The organism is Sphingobium sp. KKT206, from assembly GCF_055640555.1.
Map to the genome: position 1 here is coordinate 671092 of NZ_CM145764.1, position 17654 is coordinate 688745.

Annotated in this window: 11 protein-coding genes and 1 pseudogene; 7 read left to right on the top strand and 5 right to left on the bottom strand. The window is 61.5% G+C overall.

Features of this window, described 5'->3' with window-relative positions; translation table 11 throughout:
- Positions 1-71: 71 nt before the first annotated feature.
- On the top strand, positions 72-1325 hold the full coding sequence (locus ACZ2HM_RS03230) for a metallophosphoesterase family protein (protein WP_470426238.1): 1254 nt from the start codon (positions 72-74) through the stop codon (positions 1323-1325).
- Positions 1325-4768 carry an ATP-binding protein gene (locus tag ACZ2HM_RS03235; protein ID WP_470426239.1) on the top strand — a complete coding sequence of 1148 codons (3444 nt, stop codon included), beginning with the start codon at positions 1325-1327 and terminating at the stop codon, positions 4766-4768. The genes ACZ2HM_RS03230 and ACZ2HM_RS03235 overlap by 1 nt, the downstream gene beginning before the upstream one ends.
- On the opposite strand, the gene ACZ2HM_RS03240 is transcribed toward ACZ2HM_RS03235, so the two are convergent.
- From ACZ2HM_RS03240 to treF, 4 genes are all read right to left on the bottom strand, one after another.
- Positions 4765-7425 carry an AAA family ATPase gene (locus ACZ2HM_RS03240; RefSeq protein WP_470426240.1) on the bottom strand — a complete coding sequence of 887 codons (2661 nt, stop codon included), beginning with the start codon at positions 7423-7425 and terminating at the stop codon, positions 4765-4767. The genes ACZ2HM_RS03235 and ACZ2HM_RS03240 overlap by 4 nt on opposite strands.
- Before the next feature lie 386 nt (positions 7426-7811).
- Positions 7812-8087 (bottom strand): hypothetical protein, encoded by a 276-nt coding sequence (locus ACZ2HM_RS03245; protein ID WP_470426241.1) that lies wholly within the window; start codon positions 8085-8087, stop codon positions 7812-7814.
- A gap of 127 nt (positions 8088-8214) precedes the next feature.
- Positions 8215-9822, bottom strand: a complete 1608-nt coding sequence (locus tag ACZ2HM_RS03250) for a ComEC/Rec2 family competence protein (RefSeq protein WP_470426242.1) — start codon at positions 9820-9822, stop codon at positions 8215-8217.
- 351 nt (positions 9823-10173) lie between these two features.
- On the bottom strand, positions 10174-11766 hold the full coding sequence (treF, locus tag ACZ2HM_RS03255; protein WP_254908124.1) for an alpha,alpha-trehalase TreF: 1593 nt from the start codon (positions 11764-11766) through the stop codon (positions 10174-10176).
- A 536-nt stretch (positions 11767-12302) separates the two neighbouring features.
- Between treF and ACZ2HM_RS03260 the strand changes: the two genes are divergently transcribed.
- From ACZ2HM_RS03260 to ACZ2HM_RS03270, 3 genes are all read left to right on the top strand, one after another.
- Positions 12303-13325 carry a fatty acid desaturase family protein gene (locus ACZ2HM_RS03260; protein ID WP_086486110.1) on the top strand — a complete coding sequence of 341 codons (1023 nt, stop codon included), beginning with the start codon at positions 12303-12305 and terminating at the stop codon, positions 13323-13325.
- Between the two features lie 39 nt (positions 13326-13364).
- On the top strand, positions 13365-13604 hold the full coding sequence (locus tag ACZ2HM_RS03265) for a hypothetical protein (protein ID WP_470426243.1): 240 nt from the start codon (positions 13365-13367) through the stop codon (positions 13602-13604).
- Positions 13605-13867: 263 nt separating this feature from the next.
- Positions 13868-14374: an adenosylcobinamide amidohydrolase gene (locus tag ACZ2HM_RS03270; RefSeq protein ID WP_286864254.1), complete on the top strand. Its 507-nt coding sequence runs from the start codon at positions 13868-13870 to the stop codon at positions 14372-14374.
- A 448-nt stretch (positions 14375-14822) separates the two neighbouring features.
- Here ACZ2HM_RS03270 and ACZ2HM_RS03275 read toward each other — a convergent pair whose 3' ends face one another.
- A complete protein-coding gene (locus ACZ2HM_RS03275) occupies positions 14823-16373 on the bottom strand; it encodes a hypothetical protein (RefSeq protein WP_336969607.1) in 1551 nt (516 codons plus the stop codon).
- A 453-nt stretch (positions 16374-16826) separates the two neighbouring features.
- Between ACZ2HM_RS03275 and ACZ2HM_RS03280 the strand changes: the two are divergent.
- Positions 16827-16931, top strand: a pseudogene (locus ACZ2HM_RS03280) (ATP-binding protein); the annotation flags it as partial.
- A gap of 101 nt (positions 16932-17032) precedes the next feature.
- A complete protein-coding gene (locus ACZ2HM_RS03285) occupies positions 17033-17644 on the top strand; it encodes a plasmid pRiA4b ORF-3 family protein (protein WP_313923974.1) in 612 nt (203 codons plus the stop codon).
- The last annotated feature ends 10 nt before the right edge of the window (positions 17645-17654 follow it).

Here is a 17654-nt window from a genome sequence, read left to right on the forward strand (position 1 = left end):
CTTGGCTGGTAGATTGGTCGAAAAAGACCGTGGCGTTCGTTCGTCAGAGAAATGACGAACTTGGGGGATAAATGGGCAGCTTCCGATTTCTGCATGCGGCGGACGTGCACTTGGATAGTCCGCTTCACGGCCTCGCGCGCTACGAGGGCATTCCGCTTGAAGACGTCCGCGGCGCAACCCGTGCGGCCTTCGACAACCTGATCGACCTGGCGGTCCGGGAGCATGTCGACTTCCTGTTGATCGCCGGAGACCTATACGATGGCGACTGGAAGCACATGGGGACGGGGCTCTACTTCGCCCACGCCATGGGCCGACTGGACCGAGAAGGTATCCCAGTCTTTCTGCTCGCGGGCAATCACGACGCGGCCTCGGTGATAACCCGCCAGATACCGTGGCCCGCCAACGTGCGGCTTTTCAGCAGCCGCCAGCCTCAGACCCACCTGCTGGAAGATCTCGGCGTGGCGGTGCATGGCCAGAGTTTCGCCACGCCTGCGGTCACGGACAACCTCGTGGCGAAATACCCCGATGCCATCCCGCACGCCTTCAACGTCGGCGTGCTCCACACCGCTCTTTCCGGAGCTCCTGGGCACGCGCCCTACGCACCCTGCGACGTTCCCGACCTGAGGGCGAAGGGCTACGACTATTGGGCCCTGGGACACGTCCACGCCCAGCAGATCGTCGCCACCGAACCGCACGTCGTCTACCCTGGCAACCTTCAGGGGCGAAACATCCGCGAGACTGGTCCGAAGGGCGCGGTGCTCGTGGAGGTGGCCGACAGGCAGGTGACCTCCGTTGTGCCCGTTGAGCTGGACGTGCTTCGCTGGAGCAAGATCGAGGTGGACTGCACGGATGCCCGGATTAACTCTGTTACCGACCTGATCCGTTCCGCTCTGGGGTCCGCCTTGCCAACCGAAGGCGCAGGCCGACCGCTGATCGTCCGTGTGGCGCTTCACGGTTCTTCGGAGATCGCGGGCACGCTGAAGGACCGCGCGGCAGAACTCCGCGACGAGGTTTGCGCGATCGCGACATCCATCTCGCCCGATCTCTGGATCGAGAAGGTTGTCAGCGAGGTAACCTCGCCGCATGCCGCCCAAGAGCCGGAAGCTGGTCTCGACTTCGCCGAGATCATCGAAGAGGCGCATTCGGATCCCGAACTCATGGCGGAGCTGAGGATGGAGCTCGAGCCGTTCCTCGTCTCGGCCAGGTCCTCTCTTGGAGCGCCCGAGGAGGACGAACTGCGTGCGCTTGCCGAAGCTGGCAGCTGGGACCGCATTCTCGAAGCGAGCGCGACCGCACTGCGGACTCGTTTGGTGGGGGACGCCTGATGCGGTTCGCCAAGCTCAGTTTGGAGAAGTATGGCCACTTCGAGGATCGCGTCCTCGAGTTTCGATCGGGCGCCTCCGACCTCCATCTCATCTACGGCGCGAACGAGGCCGGCAAGAGCACGTCGATGGCCGCAGTCACGGATCTTCTGTTCGGCATTCCCATGCGGTCGCCCTACAACTTCCGCTTCGACTATCCCCTGCTTCGAATTGGCGCCCTGTTGGAGGAGGATGATCGACAGATCGCCGCCCGCAGACGGAAGGGCGGCAGCGGGACGCTGGTCGATGCCGACGACAAGCCGATGGACGAGGCGCCACTCCTTGGCATGCTGCGCGGTCAGACAAGGGAGACGTTCGGCCGGTCCTTCAGCCTTGATCAGGCCGCACTGCGCGAAGGGGGCGAAGCGATGGTGAGGGCGAAGGACGACGCCGGGCAGGCGCTCTTCGCCGCGGGATCGAACCTGACGGCGGTCGCCTCGGTGCTGGACAAGCTCGAGGACGATGCTGACGGCATCTGGGGCAAGCGTGCCAAGGCCAGCCGCACCTACACCGCCGCCGAGCGCAACCTAGAGGCCAGCCTCCGCACGGTTCGAGACGCCAGCCTAAAGCCGAAGGCGTGGTCGGATGCGCGCGCAGCCTCAGATGAAGCAAACGCGGCACTGAAGAAGCTTGAGGGTGAGCGGCTGGCACTGAAGAAGGAGCTGCGCTCCCTCGATCGCCTCCGAGGCGTTGCCAGTCTGGTCGAAGCCCGCGCCCGGACGCTGCAGGAGCTTGGCGAACTCGCGGACGTCATCGTTGTCGGCGAGCAGATCGAGGCCCAAGCACGGGAGTGCCTTGACGCACTCGAACGGGCGGAACGCGATCGCACAACGGCGAAGCGGCTCCTGTCGGAGGCCGAAGAGAGAATAGGCAGCGTCGATCTTGACGATGCGGTGCTCGACGCCTCGGAACAGATCGAACGGCTTCTGGAACGGCGCGGAGCCGAGACCAAGGCTGCCGAAGATCTGCCGAGGCTCGCCGCGAAGCGTGAGCAGCTCGAAATTCAGGTGAGAAACCTTCACAAAGAATTCGGATCCGCGATTGCGGTCGTGCCAACACGCACTCAGGTAACCGAGCTCCGGCAGGTCTTCAATGGCATCGCGTCCGCGCGCGCAGCTGCCGATCAGGCGGAATCGGAGCTTGGGGACGTCCGCTCCAGGCTCGCGCGCCTGGAGCAAAAGCTCATCGAACTGCCCGCGGACGCGACCCTGACCACGCTCGTCTCCGCGGTCGATGCGGCCCGGCAGCTTGGCGCCGATTTTGACGAGCGCTGCGACGCGGCAACCGAAACCTTGAACCGGACCGCTGCCCGGCGGAATGCGTTGCTCGCCCAACTGAAGCCTTGGAGCGGTTTGGCCGTCGAGCTGCTCGGGCTACCTTCGCTGTCGGAAGCGGAACTGCAGCAGGCGCGGGATCGCCTCGCAGAACTGGAGGCCGACCTTAAAAAGGCATCCACCACTGCCACACGGCTTCGGAACGACGCCGAGACCCTATCGCATCAGATCGAGCGCGGAAGCGCTTCGGATGGAGCGGTGACGATGGAGGCGCTCGCAGCTGCCAGGCAGGTCCGGGACGCGGATTGGGATTTCATCCGGGAGGGACTGACGGCCGGAACGGTCATTGAGGACGGTCAACGGCGAGCAGCCGCATACGACGATCTCGTCGAGAAAGCGGACACGCTCGCCGATAGGCGCTACTCGTCGGCCGAGGCATCCGGCCGCCTCGCGGAGATGGGCGACCTGCGCGATCGGCTTCTCTTAGAGTCAGAACAAGCCGGCCGCGCCGTGACAGTGGCTGAGGCAGCTCTGAGCGACTTCAGGCGCGGGTGGGACGACCGTCTCGCGCGCGCGGGACTTCCGCTTCTCGCGCCGCTCGCGATGGCTGCGTGGCAAGCGGCTCGTACCGAAGCGATCGAGGCATTCGAAGCCGTAGCCGGTGCCGAAGGCGAACTTGCACGTGCTCAATCTCGCCGGCGGGACGCGTTGGCGGCTCTGTGTCGGGCTCTGGACATCGAAGCTCCGACGAATTCGATGATCTTGCCGATCCTCACAGCAGCGGAAGCCGCGCGGACGACACGCGAGGAACAGGCGCTCGCGAGGAGGGAACTCGAACAGGAGATCGCGAGGCTCGTCGACGAGGCAGACGCCCTGACCAAATCGATGACCTCCCGCAAGGGGGAGGAGCAGAGGGGCCGTAGGGCCTGGAAGGCCGTGTCGGAGCGCGCCGGGGTCGATCTGCCTGTTGAAGGCGCCGACCTGCGCTTCGAGATCATCGACGAGCTTCGCAGCGCCTCCGAGGAACTGGCCACCCTTCGAACCCGCGTCGCCGGGATCGAGCGCGACGCGAACGGCTTCAAGTCCGCCGTGGCGGAACTTTCGGCCAAGCTCGACTGCGCCCCAGGCGGCAGCGACCCGCTCGGCGTCCTAAAAAGTCGTCTTGCGAAGGCCCGGGCATCCGAGGCTCAGGCCCGGGAACTCGAGGGCGAGGTGTCGCGTCGATCGGCCGAAGAGGGCGAGGCCGACGCAAAGTCACAAGCGGCCAGAAGCGGCCTCGGGGAAGTCGTGAAACAACTCGCGATCGAGGACACCGACCTCCTCCCGGATCGCCTCGACGCATCATCGCAGGTGCGCGCTTTGCGTGCCAAGGTTCGAGAACTCGAGACGGAGATCGTCGCCAAGGGTGACGGATACGGGCTTGAACAGCTGATCGAAGCGCTCGCCGAGACCACGCCCGACGAGATCGCGTCGCGCAGGGAACAGGCCAGCAGCGAGGCCGACGCGCTCGACGACACGATCTCCGATGCAGCCAGAACCTACGGCGACACGCGCCGCAGGTTCGAGGACCTCGACGTCGACGGCCACTCAGCCGCAGACGCGCAGGCGGACGCCGAGGCGGCGCGTGCCGAGATGGCGGTGCAGGCCGAGGCCTATCTGATGAAGCGCACCCAGGCCGTCATGCTGCGGTGGGCGATCGAAAAGTATCGCAAGAGGCACCAGGACCCGCTGCTCGCCCGTGCGAGCACGATCTTCGAGACGCTGACGCTGGGCCGCTACAAGGGTCTGGATGCCGACATGCAGGACTCGACACCCAGACTGATCGGCCTCTGCGAAGACGGCAAGACGGTCGTGGAAGTTGGACAGATGAGCGAAGGAACGACTGATCAGCTGTTCCTGGCGCTGCGCATCGCGGCGCTTGAACAGTCTGTGGACGCCGGCGTGCGGCTCCCCTTCCTCGCCGACGACCTCTTCGTCAACTTCGACGACGATCGCTCTCGCGCCGGATTTCGCGTGCTAGCGGACTTGTCGCGATCAACGCAGGTCCTGTTCTTCACGCACCACGAGCACTTGGCGGCAATCGCCAAGGAGGTGCTTGGCAAGGAGGGATATTCGGAAATCAGGCTCGCCTAGAGGAGCGTCGCGCCGACCGGATTCTCGAGGGCGGAACGCGCCGCGGACGTCGCCTTCCGCCGTTTGCCGAGCTCTATCCTAAAGTCGTCGAGCACCTTCAGGTCGGCTTCCATCTCGTCAGGGGACGGCTGCGGGATGTCCCGGCCGGCCGACATGTCGTGGCCTGAGCGTTCAGAGGCTCGCTTCATTGCGAAGAAGATTGTCCGATAATCGTCATCGGTGACGCTGACCTCCTTGAGCCTGCCCGTCATGACATCCGGCACGAACCTTACGACCGTCTTCGCGAAGACGACCTCCTCGACCGCACGTTCCCAGGATTCGCGCAGGTCCGAGTAGAAGTCCTTCGCCTGTCGCCGATATTGGTCCGTGTCAAAGTCGGTTACGCCCTTAAGCTCCTTCGCGCGCGTCCGCAGCGTCTCGATCCGCGCGTTGAGGTCGGCGACCCAGGGCTCGCAATTCTCGCGGATCACGCCGAAGCCCTCAGACTGCGTCTTGGCGACGAGTGACTTGATCAGCGGCGCGGCGTCTCCTGCCCTGGCGGCCTCCGATACAACTTCGTTGAAGAATACAAGGTTGTGCGTGAAGATGATCACCTGCCGCCCTTTCTTCGCCTCGGCGACAAGACGGTGCGCGACCTTGCGGATGCGCAGGTGGTCAAGCGAGGATACGGGGTCGTCGACGATGATTCCGTAGCGTGCGTCATCGCCTCCGATCTCGGCGAGGAAGCATGCAAGCGCGAGCGCCCGCTGCTCGCCCTCCGAGAGCACCTGGTTGTTCTTCACAGCGCCAGCGCCGTGCAGGCCGACCGAGAACAGGCTCTTGCCGCCTGAGCTGGAGTCGCTGACCTTGAACGGAAGATGGGTGAGGTCGAGCGCGCCGATCTCCTCCGTGATCCTCCGTTCAAGCTCCTCGGTGACGAGCTGCTTGCGCAGAGCGGTGATCTGCGTCGAGATCGACCGTGTGGCCACCTGGGCCTGGCATCCCGTCAGCGACCGTTGCTCCGTAACGTCCCGCAGGCGCTGCACGACCGTCTCCAGGTCATTGGCGAGCTTGGCCCGGTCCTTGAGTTCGGCAAGCCGCGTCCTCTTGGCGTCCAGCGCCTCGGTGTGCGAGGCGCTTAGCTGAAGCGAAGCCGCCTCGTCCTCGAGGCGCGTGAGTTCAGCCGCGACCGTCTCCGCGAGCGCAATCACGTCCGGCGTCGGTGCAGGCGTCGCTGTTTCGTCCAGCAGTGCGGCGCGCATCGCCTCGAACCCGGCCAGCGCCTTGAGGATGTCGGCCACGGTCATGGCCCGGGTCACATCGAGCTGTCCGTATCCGGCCAAGGTCTCCTCGACCAAGGATGCTTCCGGCACCTTGAACTGCTCGACCTGCGTCAGGAGCGCCTTGAGGGCGTCGCGCGCGCCGTCGGCGCGCTTCGTGGCCTCGCCACTGACGAAGTCGTTGAACCGCGCCAGCCGGGCGGAGCCCGTCGGGGTGAGCGGCTCGAGGCAAAGGACGCACAGGTCGCCGGTTGCCTCAGGCAGACGCGCGGGCGGGGGTTCCACTCCGGCGGCGACGAAGCGACGCGCCGCCTCGAACAGGATCCGCCAGGCCTCGCCGCCGATGTTCGCGACGGGCTCGCCGGCGAAACTGGCGGTGGCCGCGATCCTCTCCGCCTCCACCGCCTGGGCCAGCTCGCGCCGCGCCGACGCGATCGTCTCACCGACCCTGTCCGAGAGTCCGTCTCGGAGGGTGGCCAGCACCTCGCCCACGCGCTTCAACACGGTGATGGCGCGGCGGCGGGTAGCCGCAAGCGCGACCGGATCCGCGGCGAGCTCGGCTTCGAGCCGGGCGAGTTCGGCGAGTTCCGGTTCGCTCAGCTCGGACAGCCTGCGGATTTCGTCCTCGGTAGGTAGCAAGGGGGCCTTGGGATCCAGCTTAGCAAGGGTCAGCGCGACCGTGCAACCTGGGGTGTATCCGGCCGGCAGCGCCACCCGCAGCCGCGGCGCGAGCGTCTTCTCGTCCGCCGAGAACCTCGTAGCCATCCGTTGGCACAACTCGCCGTGGTGCTCGAGGATCGCGAGCTCGCGAGGCAGGTAGGCGATCCGGTTACCGCTATCGACGTAGAGCCGGGCGTTGTGGCTGTCGAACACCGAGATCTGACGGAGCTGCGAGGGAGGTGGCGTTGCGGGATCCCAATCGATCTCGGTCACCGCGTCGTCGCCGACCTGGTAGCGCACCTGCACCCGCATCGGCCCGCCGCCGGCGTCGAACACGTTCCCCCGCAGCTGGTCCGAGGTCAGGCTTCGGCAAAGTCGCTTGGCGATGCGGGTGTATCCGCTCTTCCCGCTCCCGTTTTCTCCGTAAACCAACGTGATGCCCACACCGGCCAGGCGCAGCTTCTGGCCACCGGCGAGGCGGTCGATGTTCTGCACGGGACCGAGCTGAGCGAGCACGGTTCGCCGCGCATCGCCTGAGCCGCCACCAAGATACGAAGCGTCGATCGCGGTTATGGGGTGAGGTGAAGAGCCGGCACCGGCCGCGGCACGCACGTTGTCGAGGATGCAGTCGGCGTCCTCCGGCTTGAGGGAGTGATCCGGTGCGACGGCGATCCGCCGCAGGCTGTCCTTCACCCAGTTAGGCTGCTCGGAAGCCCAATCCATTAGATTCTTGGCCATTTCCCATCCCCCGTCGGTCCAGAATGATTAACTCTCGTGACGGACGCAAGCGGGTTTTCGCCCGTTGCGCCGGAAAGCGCTCTCGCGTTCAGCGAAGCGCGGCCGGTCTATTGAACGGCAGCTCGCGGAAGCGCTTCGCGTCCTCTGGAGCGGCCGCTTTGGGTCGTTCACGGCGAGCTACCGATTTGCGCCGCTTGGATGACTTACGCCAATCATCTCAACACGGAGCGCGCGCTATAGGTGTGACGTCAGCTGTGTCCGATGTGTTGGAGTTTCGCGGCTAGATTTTGGGCCCGGGGCCTTGCTCATTGAACTCGGAGCGTTCTCGCTGCGAGGATTCCTTTCGATGACATAGTGGACATCGCCGGAATTTGCGACAAAACCCCTTAAAAGACAATCGCACCTGAGCGGTACAATTCGAGCACCCGCCGCTGATCGATAAATCTCGGGTTTTCCAAAACAACCTGCTCCGGAAACGTTTCGAAGAATGAGTGCTGTTCCACACCGAGGATCGGCCGGCGACCAGAGAATTGATGTGCGGTCAGATCATAAAGAAGGCCGTAGCATCTAACCCAGAAGTGATGCTCATTCTTGCGCGGCTTCGTGCCCTTGATGACCTCCGCAGTAAGGCCGTACTTCTCAGCTATGAGGTAACTGAACATCCGAGAGGCTCCTTCGCAGCAGTTGTGCGGGTAGGAGTATGCAAACGGAAACCGGATCCGCCGCGTCGACCGATTGACTTCGAGAAAGCCAATCAGCGCCGCGGCCGACGCTGCGAGCTCTTCTGGCCTATGCATTTGAACGAAACCTATAGGCGCCGCGGATCGACCAGCCATGGAAGGCATCGACCTGTTTGGGATTGTGAGGGGCAAAATCCATCAGCACAGGCTCATCAGGATGCCCAAGTTTGCCCGCTGGATCGGAACAGAAAATGCTCGCCCACGGCAAAAGCTTGGCCGCGATGCCGCTATGCCAGTTGGCACGCGATCCATGATGCATCACCTGGAAAAACCCGGCGCGCTGCAGACGGCCATGAGGTCTGTAAAAGCCCTCGAAGCCTTGCCACTGTTTAGCTGTCTTGAGGTAGCCGTCGCCGGTGAAGATCTGCCCGAACCGATCTGACGTGAGCCATTCTGCAGGAACGGAGCTGCGCACGGGATCGAGCCGGTGACGCAGGGTATACTGCGCCGCCCATTCCAGTTCGACGTCGCCAATCGGCCCGCTGTAAAGGAAAAGCGATATCTTGTTGCGCCGTTCAGCGGAGATCTTCTTCGATCTTGGCGTCTTGAATTGGGCATCGTAGATTGTCGTCAGCCCATCCAGCGCCGCCTTGCGGCCGGCATCGGTTTTTGCAGCGAGAAGCTGCCCCGCCAGGTCCTGCGCGTCGGACTTGAATTTGATCGTAGCGAGACCTGCAAGGCTGGCATCGTTATAGGGCACAAACTCCCAGGCACGATCAACCGTGATCACCTGGCCAGGGCGCAGAACCTCGACATTACCGTAGGATGGCTGCAACTCTCCTGCGAGACTATCATCGATCGCATTGGGATCTTCGTATTCTTTGAGCGGGTCGGCTTTCCACACGACCTCTGAGAAACCAGATGACGAGCCGTCCGGATCAGTGTCTTCGGAAGGTGGGAGCGGTTCCGCTGCAGGCCCCTCTCCTGTGGGTGGAACCATGAGTATCCGCTCGATCTCCACGCCCTCAATGCCCCTGAGGAAACCAGAAGGATCAAGCAGGAACCCGAGCAGATCACTCCCCGCGCCCGCGCCCTCTTCCAGCGCGACGACGATGCTGTCCCAGCGGGACAGATAGGGAAGCAGGAATGTGTCGACGGAAAATGTTCTCAACAAGTCGACCATCCCGCTGAGATGATCCTCGTCGAAGTGGGACAGCGCAACAAGATCCAGACGTGGTCGGGTTCCAGAGGACCCGGGACTGGCTTGCTCTGATGCCAGGGCCATGATTTCACGGCGTACCCTGTCCCCGTTTTTCGTACTCGACTTGCCGCGTTCGGTACCGCAGTCGAAGACCCAGCGGTATGGATCCTTCCCCTTGCGCGTAATGAACCCTGAACAGAAGATGCCCTGCCCAACCGGATGGTAGGAATAGCGGAAGCGTAGGTAGGGATCATCAAGCCAGGACCAGATGGATTTGTCGATCCAATCCAGGCGCTTTTCCCAACCACCACAGAACATGAATTCAAGCAACTCTGGTACCTTGGTCACAGGATACTTGGCCTCGTCACCATATCGCACACCACGGGCGATGTCGGAGATCAAGTTGTGATGGATGGTGCGCGACGGATGCGAAAATGCCGCGATGACTTCCTGCTGGCTACAACCAAGGCTCAATAGACCCTTTATCAGCCCGATCTCACTACGGCTTAGCGACAACCTGTCCCCCTATCGACGCCTCAACCATCGCGAGTTGAATGATCCGTGCAGAGATGTCACTGACCATCTGCCTGTAATAGTGAAAAAATCCTCCTTTATTTTAGTAGTTACGCCTTGCGACCGAGAACAAATCGTCACGCGCCGGACCGGCAATTCCGGTCCGTCGCCAGTCATCCGTCCTGCTTTGCAGTACCTTGAAGTCGAAGCCATGGCGCAGACCAGAGGTGCCAGAAAAGCGGAAGGTCTGCATCTGGCGAGCAGAAGTTGGCGGCTGAATGACTGACTAGGGTCGATTAAACGAGTTGCGTGCTTCGCCTCAGCAAAGGGTTGCGTGAGGAGGCAGCTTGCAGCCTAGTTTGCGGTTGCCTCCTTCGAAGGTTCGGCCTGAAAACCGGCCAGGATGTCGGGATAGCGGTCCAGAATCGCGCTGGCGACCCCGTTGGTCCAACCGAATCCATCCTGCAGCGGATATTCGCCGCCGCCGCCCGGCCGCCGCTCCTCTACATCATATTTTTCCAGCATCTTGCCGGTTTGGGCATAGGCTGCCGCAACCGTGCCCATCCAGCGGCCAGCGATATCGCGTGCGAGCGCTGTTTCGCCATTGCGGGCCAGGCCATCGATCGCCACCCATTGCAGCGGCGCCCAGCCATTGGGGCTGTCCCACTGCTGACCGGTACGGATGGGCGTGGTGCGAAGACCTCCGCTGGCGAGCAGCGTCGTGCGGACGGTGGCCGAAATGGCCTTCACCTGGTCCGGCGAGGCCGCCCCTACGAACAGCGGATAGAGGGTGGCGGCCGAAACGATGGCGGTCGGCTTTCTGGCTATGCGGTCCCAGTCCGCATAGCGACCCTCATGCCCGACCCAGAGATAGCGGTTGATCGCTGCCTTTCGGCGCTTGGCCATCGCGGCATAATTCCCCGCGCAAACGGTGTCATTCGCTGCGCGGCAACGCGCCTCGATCCGCTGTTCCATTGCCAGCATCAGGCTGTTGAGGTCGACTGGCACGATGCTGGTGGTGTGGATGGTCGAAATCTTCTGCGGGTTGGCGAACCAGCGTGCGCTGAAGTCCCAGCCGCTCTCGGCGCCGGCACGCAGATGGCGATAGGTGACGGCCTTGGGCGCATGCGCCTGCGCAGCGGTGGCGACATCTTCTGCCCAACTTTCATCGCGCGGCGTATCGAGATCGTCCCAATAACGATTGAGCAGGCTGCCGTCGGGCATCTTCACCACGCGGGCGCAGGCGCGATCCGCATCAAGGCAGGATGCGCCCTTCATCCAGAAATCATGTTCCTTGCGCAGCGCGGCCAAGCGACGGGCGGCCAGCGCGGGACTGTCGTCTTTCGACAGATCGAGCATCAGCGCATAGAAAGGCGGTTGAGAGCGACTGAGATAATAGGTCCGCATACCGTTTGGGATATGGCCCTGCGTTTCGATGGTCGCGGTGAAATCCACCAGCATCGATTCGATCAGCGGCTGCTGACCGTCCACCGCCAGGCCCAGCATGGTGAAATAGCTGTCCCAGTAATACATCTCGCGGAAGCGGCCGCCTGGAACGACGAAGGGCGCGGGCATCGGCAGCGCCGAACTGCCGACCTTGGGCTCGACCGGCTGGCGGACAAGCGTGGGCCAGAGATTGCGGACATGGTCGCGCAGACCCGCCGCATCATGATCATTGATGCCTGGAACGACGAAATGCGCGAGTATGAAGGCGCGGAGCGCTTCCTTATCGCGTGGCTGCTGCTGGCGATAGGCGGCCATGATCGTATCCGGATCGGAACGGGGCGTCGCATCCACGAAGGTCTTGCCGTCGGAGAACAGCTTTTCCATCTGTACCCGCTCGAACAGCGGTCCATAGACCTCAGCCGGGGAAGGTTGCGCCTGCGCTACGCACACCAGCATCAGACATGCGGCGGAGGCCGAAACGAACGAATGGATTTTCATCATCTACCACCTCTCTTGCCCTGTATCGGACGCCCTGCCGTGATGGGGGCATCGTATTATAGGGTTGCAAGCTCAACCTCATCTACGACACCGTACACGCTTTGTAAGCAGCGCCGCTTCAGCGCCAGCCAACGGTTTTATGGAAAGGGGTGACGGACGTTGCTGCATATATTCGCGTCGTTGCGAGGCTGCTTCCCGGCATTTGGTAACGAATTGTCTCATTGTCAGCGCGGCGTGACAGCTAATTTTGCGGGTCATCCGGTTACGGCGAGACGGAGCGCTGAATGCTAAGATGAACAAGCGGCAGATGCCGGTAACGCGAATTTTGCTCCGGAACGACCGCCACGAGCCGAAACCCACCCACTGCTTATCGGTTCACCGTGCGAAATGAGCTGGCCATGCCCCTGAGGAGGCGAGACCGCGCCACTTTTAGGCCGTTCTGCCACACATTCCACGCGCGCCCGGGCTTATGCTTGACGCCGGTTTACGCGGTTTCTAGCATCCGCCACAGGCTGGTGGTACATTTGGAGGCTGCGCCGATGGACGACATTGCCAAGGAGCGCCCGCCTGGTTATCGCTATTCGCGCCGGGGCACCTTGCCGCTTATCAGGCAATTGTCCGTCATCAACAACCGCCGCAATGCGCTGCTGCTTGCATTCCAATGGGTGATCATTGTCGCGGCCATGGCCGTCGCGATCCAGATCGACAGCGTACCGGTCTATCTGGTGGCAGGTTTCATCATAGGAACCCGCATTCAGTGTCTGGCGGTGATGATGCATGATGCCTGTCACAGCCTGCTGTTCAGCAATCGCCGCATGAACGATCTGGTGGGGGATATTTTTGTCGCCTATCCACTGATGCTCAGCCTCGACCTGTATCGTGCCAACCATTTGCAGCATCACCGCCACACCAACACCCACCATGATTATGACCATCGCATCCAGCGACGCGACCCGGACCAGCATTTTCCCAAATCCCCGCGCGCAATGTTCTGGCTGCTGGTGCGTAGCATGACCGGTCTCAACTATTATCGGGTGGCGCGCGCTGGACGCATCTGGGCACCCATCGCCAATTTCCACAATCCCAAACGCTTCGGGTTCGATTACCGCCTGCCCCTGCGACTACGCTATGTCGCGTGGGCCTTGCTGGTCTATGGCGCGATATTGTGGTCGCCTTTCCGCTGGCAGATATTGGGCCTCATTCTCATCCCGCAATTTTTCTGGGTCAATGTCTTCAATCGCATCCGCGCCATGGCCGAACATAACGGCCTTCCCGACGACCACGAACTCAACGGCACCCGCACCGTTATCCCGACCCTGCTCGACCGGCTCCTCATCGGGCCTTTCAACGTCAGCTATCATCTGGAGCATCACCTATTCCCGTCAGTCCCCTGGCACAATCTGCGCCGCCTGCACGTCCATCTGATGACCGACCCGACCTATGCGGCGGACGCGCATGTTACGCGCGGATATTGGGGCATGATCAGGGAACTCATGCCGACGCGTGGCGTGAGCGGGAGTGACGGGGGCGTGTGTGACGCGGCTGCCCAAACATCTCGCTGACGCGACTGCGCCATCCTTTTGCCGGTGGATAGAGCAAACATGATTGCCACACGCAGACGTTTCCACGATCGCGAAGGCGGCATCAATGGTATGTTTGTAAACATCAAAAAACTCTCAAACATTCTTTGCCGCATATTCCAACAAAGCGCCGATATTTGTTGCCTATTTTCCAGAGTCTATGGATATGATTGGGCAGGCGAAGTCTGGTACAACAAGCCCAGATTAAGGGATTTTTGGTTTTGGAAAAGCAATTTTACCTGGAGCAGTTGGTGGCCTTGAGGCGCGCATACCTACCTACTCACAGAGGGGGCATAGTTAGTGTTGCAAGCGCAGTACGGCCGTGTGAGAGCCCAGCTTGATGGGTCCGTTTTCCGTTCACTGTACCAGCCTTTCCTTGTTGCCTCGTTCCCTCAACCACATGCCGTTTTGAGTTGGTCGCTGACGCGGCCAGGTTTCGCCGTAGTCAGCAGTGTCGCATGGCTATATGTCCGGGATGATGATCTGAGCATGGATGTCGATCCAGCCTTGCTGCTTGAAAAAGCATGCAGTCGGCGGGATTGACGGATGCGGTCCACCTCATGACATCTCGAGATATCACCAAGCATCACAAGTCTCAGGCGTCCTTCGGGCGGGCTACGGCCACCTGCCTTGCGACCGTCGGCCTTGGTAATGCGGTGCGCATCGGTTCTGCACCCCTCGCTCATCAAGGTGTCGGGACGATCAACCTCCTCGTTCATGTCGATCGCCCTTTGTCACAAGCGGCGCTCGTGGAGACCATTTCAATTGTTGCCCAGGCGCGCACGGTTGCAATGATCGACCTTCCCTGGAAACCATCTGGAGTGGCCGTGACGGGCACTGGGACCGACTGCATCGTCGTCGCAACTCCTGTGCATACAGACATGGAAGGGTTTGCTGGCCTGCACACCGACATAGGCGCAGCTGTCGGTCGGGCCGTCTATGACGCAGTCTGGTCGGGTGGAAATGTCTGGATCGCCGAACAGCAGCGGCCCGAATTGCGATCTACATGCGCATTGGCGCCCGCTGATTGACTTTGACAAGAAAGACTTGGCCAAACGAAAAAACTGCCCCGCGCGGCATCAGTTTTCCCGGCGTGCCGTTACGGCATTTTCGATTGAACTGCTTAGGGACAGCGCTGCGACGCCATTGCAAAGCGCCGAACTGCAAGTGGCGCAGGCACGCAGGGGGCGAAGCTTACATATAGGGTGTATTGCGCGGCGTGCGCCGGGCGCCATCAAAACCGACAACGTATCATTCTGGTCGGCGCGCTCATAAGCGCCCCTTCGCAACCGGCCGGTCTTGCGCCGTCGATGAGGGAAAGCCGACAGGCCGCAGCTGAGGATGAGAAGTCAAAGGCTGAACGTCGCATAAGGGTCGACGGCGGGACGTCAGCTACGCGCCCTATCCGGTTGTCGAGCTGGTTGTAAGTGATTCCCAATCGCCGACCGGCAGGTTCCGCATGGCGCATCTAGCGCCGAGTTAATTCGCTGATGATGCCCGGGCAGCTTCCGCCGTTTGCACGGCGATGAAGCGCGCTAGTGGAATCTGGCTCAGAGGTCGTTCCGAAGCCATCTCCCGAGCGACGAGCGCCATGCAGATCCAGTCCGAATCATTTCCATCACTGCGCTGTGCAAATGCACTCCAAGCGACGACGCTGGCCCAATAGGTCCGCTTCGGTTCCAGCACCGTCTCGATAATCGCGACAATTCGGTCTTCGATCTTGCGCTTGCCTTTGATCGCTACGGCGACGTCATCGCCATTCTCAAACCAGGAATTGAGCTGAGGGTTGGTCGCCAGCCACCGGCCCGAGGCGCGCACTGCCCTTTCTACCGCCTTGGCATCGGTTACCGCAGCTTCGGCTTCCGAGAGCATCAAGGCAACGAGATCATCCACCGATACAAACTTGGACGCGACATCCGAGAGCCCGATAAGCGTGATAGCCTGAATGAGGCCGAACGGGGGTGGCGAGCTAGCCGGGCCGTCCGCCAGGGCGCTGCTCAGGATCAAGGCCGCGTCCTCGGCTGTCGTTTCATGGACCGACATCTCGGACGCAATATGGTCAAGCATGTCTTCGATCTCGGGCCTGCTTAGTGAGCCCGCTACCCAGGCGTCCCGCACACCATGGCCCTGCTTGATCAGAATCGATACCAACGCGTTCTTTCTGCCCTGCTTGATCGATGCGAATATGCTTTGCGCTCCCGCCCCATCGCGCTCGGATATAAGAAGTTCCCTGACCTGAATTACGGGACGCTTCTCTTGCACCGACCCGACAGCGCGCGCGGCTCTGATGATCGCGTCGATCGCACGGCGACGATCTTCCGATACCCAGTTACGGATCAGCATGAGGTTCGTGACCGACATTGCGGATACAAGCCCTTGTCTGGCCGTCTCTTCGATCATGGAGGCTAACGGCGTAGCGATCGCAGATTCTGCAAGAAGCCAACCGATAGCGGCCTCGCGCAGACTGGAATCGTCGGCGAGGACGAGTCCTTCCAGCAGACTGAGTTGCAGCGCGGCAGGAAGGGCTGCCGTCATTTCGGCGAACTGGCTCTGGATCAGGAACGGGTCACCCTCACAGGCTTTCACCAAGTCCTGCAACATCTCGTCGACATCGGGCGTCGGGAGAGTCTGCTGGCCAGCTCCGGTCTGGATCATCGCCTGATCCATTGCGCTGCGTATCTCCTCCCCCACCTCGATCCCGGCCCGTGAAAATGCCGAGACAAGGGCCATCGCTGCGGTCGGCACGAGCTTGCCAATACGCATCTGCTGAGCGATCGCGGTTCTGACATTCTTTATGGCCATGGTCGCATGGCCGTTGCCGGCTTCGCTTCGCTGACGTAGCTGCTCGAGAGTCTGGTCAAGCATGAACGAATATGCGTGATGCATCATTGCGTCAGGGCGCTTCTTGCGACCTTCGGCTCCGGTGAGATCGACGATCAGCAGTAAGGCTTCGGGTTGCGCCGCTAACATATCTCCGACGCTGTGGGCTCCAGGCGACAGTTCACCCGAGCGGATATCGTCCCGAACCATGCGTGCAATCTGCTGGATGGCGGCACGTGGCGTCACGATTGATGTTCCTTTCTCGCACGGCGTTTGCGTGACCGGTACAACTAGCGGCGGCGCGACGACAACCCCACAGTATCCGATGGGATATCATACTACTCGATCCACAGGCCACCTCGTCAACAGCCGATTGCCAGTCAGCAGCCCGGATGAACCTTCCCCAAGATCCGCAGGTGATGACTGCTTCCTTCGTTGGAGCGCCCGGATGCTCCCGTCCGCTAGCTGCCATCTTGCGCCAGCGGGATGGAAAAGCGGCCTGTCTGAACTTGATGAGAGGAAATCGGCGGCTGAACGTCTTGGAAGAGTCGGCTGCCGCCGGAATGCCAAGAGGTCCACACCTCGACGGCGAAAATTGGTCGCTGAGTGATCATTAGGGTCGCTTTGGGCTCAAACGGGCGCTGAAACGTTAACCGAATGGGGCGGATTTTTCCAAACGCCGCCATGACGATCGCCGCCGTCGACCGCCTCGTCCATCATGCCACCATCCTTGAGTTCAACGCCGGGAGCTATCGCCGCCGGACCGCCGCCAAAAACGCCGAGCTCATGCCGTAATTGTCGCGGATTATGTCGCAGGGTAATTGTCGTCGACAGTTGCCGTCGCGCCAGCATCGCGTCATGCTATTCTCATGTTCGAACCCAACGACATCATCATCCAAGCCGATATCCATATAGTCGATATCCAGCCTGTCATCAGCCGCCGGTTCGAGCTCCCTGGCACCCTCAACCTGGCTCAACTCCATGAGGTAATACAGGCCTCATTCGAATGGACAGACAGCCACCTTCATCAGTTTGATATCGGTGGCCTGACCTACGGTGCACCCGAGTTCGATGAAGGTGATTGGTCCGATCGGCGTACCTTTGAAGCGAGCGATGTACGTCTGTGCGATTTCGCCGCTTATGGCCCCGCGCCGATAATCATCTTCTACGAATATGATTTCGGAGACAGCTGGGTGCACGCCGTCGAACTAACCCGCAAAACCAAGGAACCAGGCGTCAAATACCCGCGCTGTGTCGCTGGATCCCGCCGCGCTCCGCCCGAAGACGTTGGAGGGCCTTCGGGCTATTTCGACTTCCTCGAAGCCTGGCACGATTCGCGCCATGACGAACATAAAGATATGCGCCGATGGGCCGGACGGTCGTTCCACCCTGAACGCTTCGACCTCGACGCCAACAACAAGGCCATCACCAAGGCAATCCGACGCTCAAAAGGTAGCTATCGCTTCCGCTTCGAACCCTGAATTTCCGGGC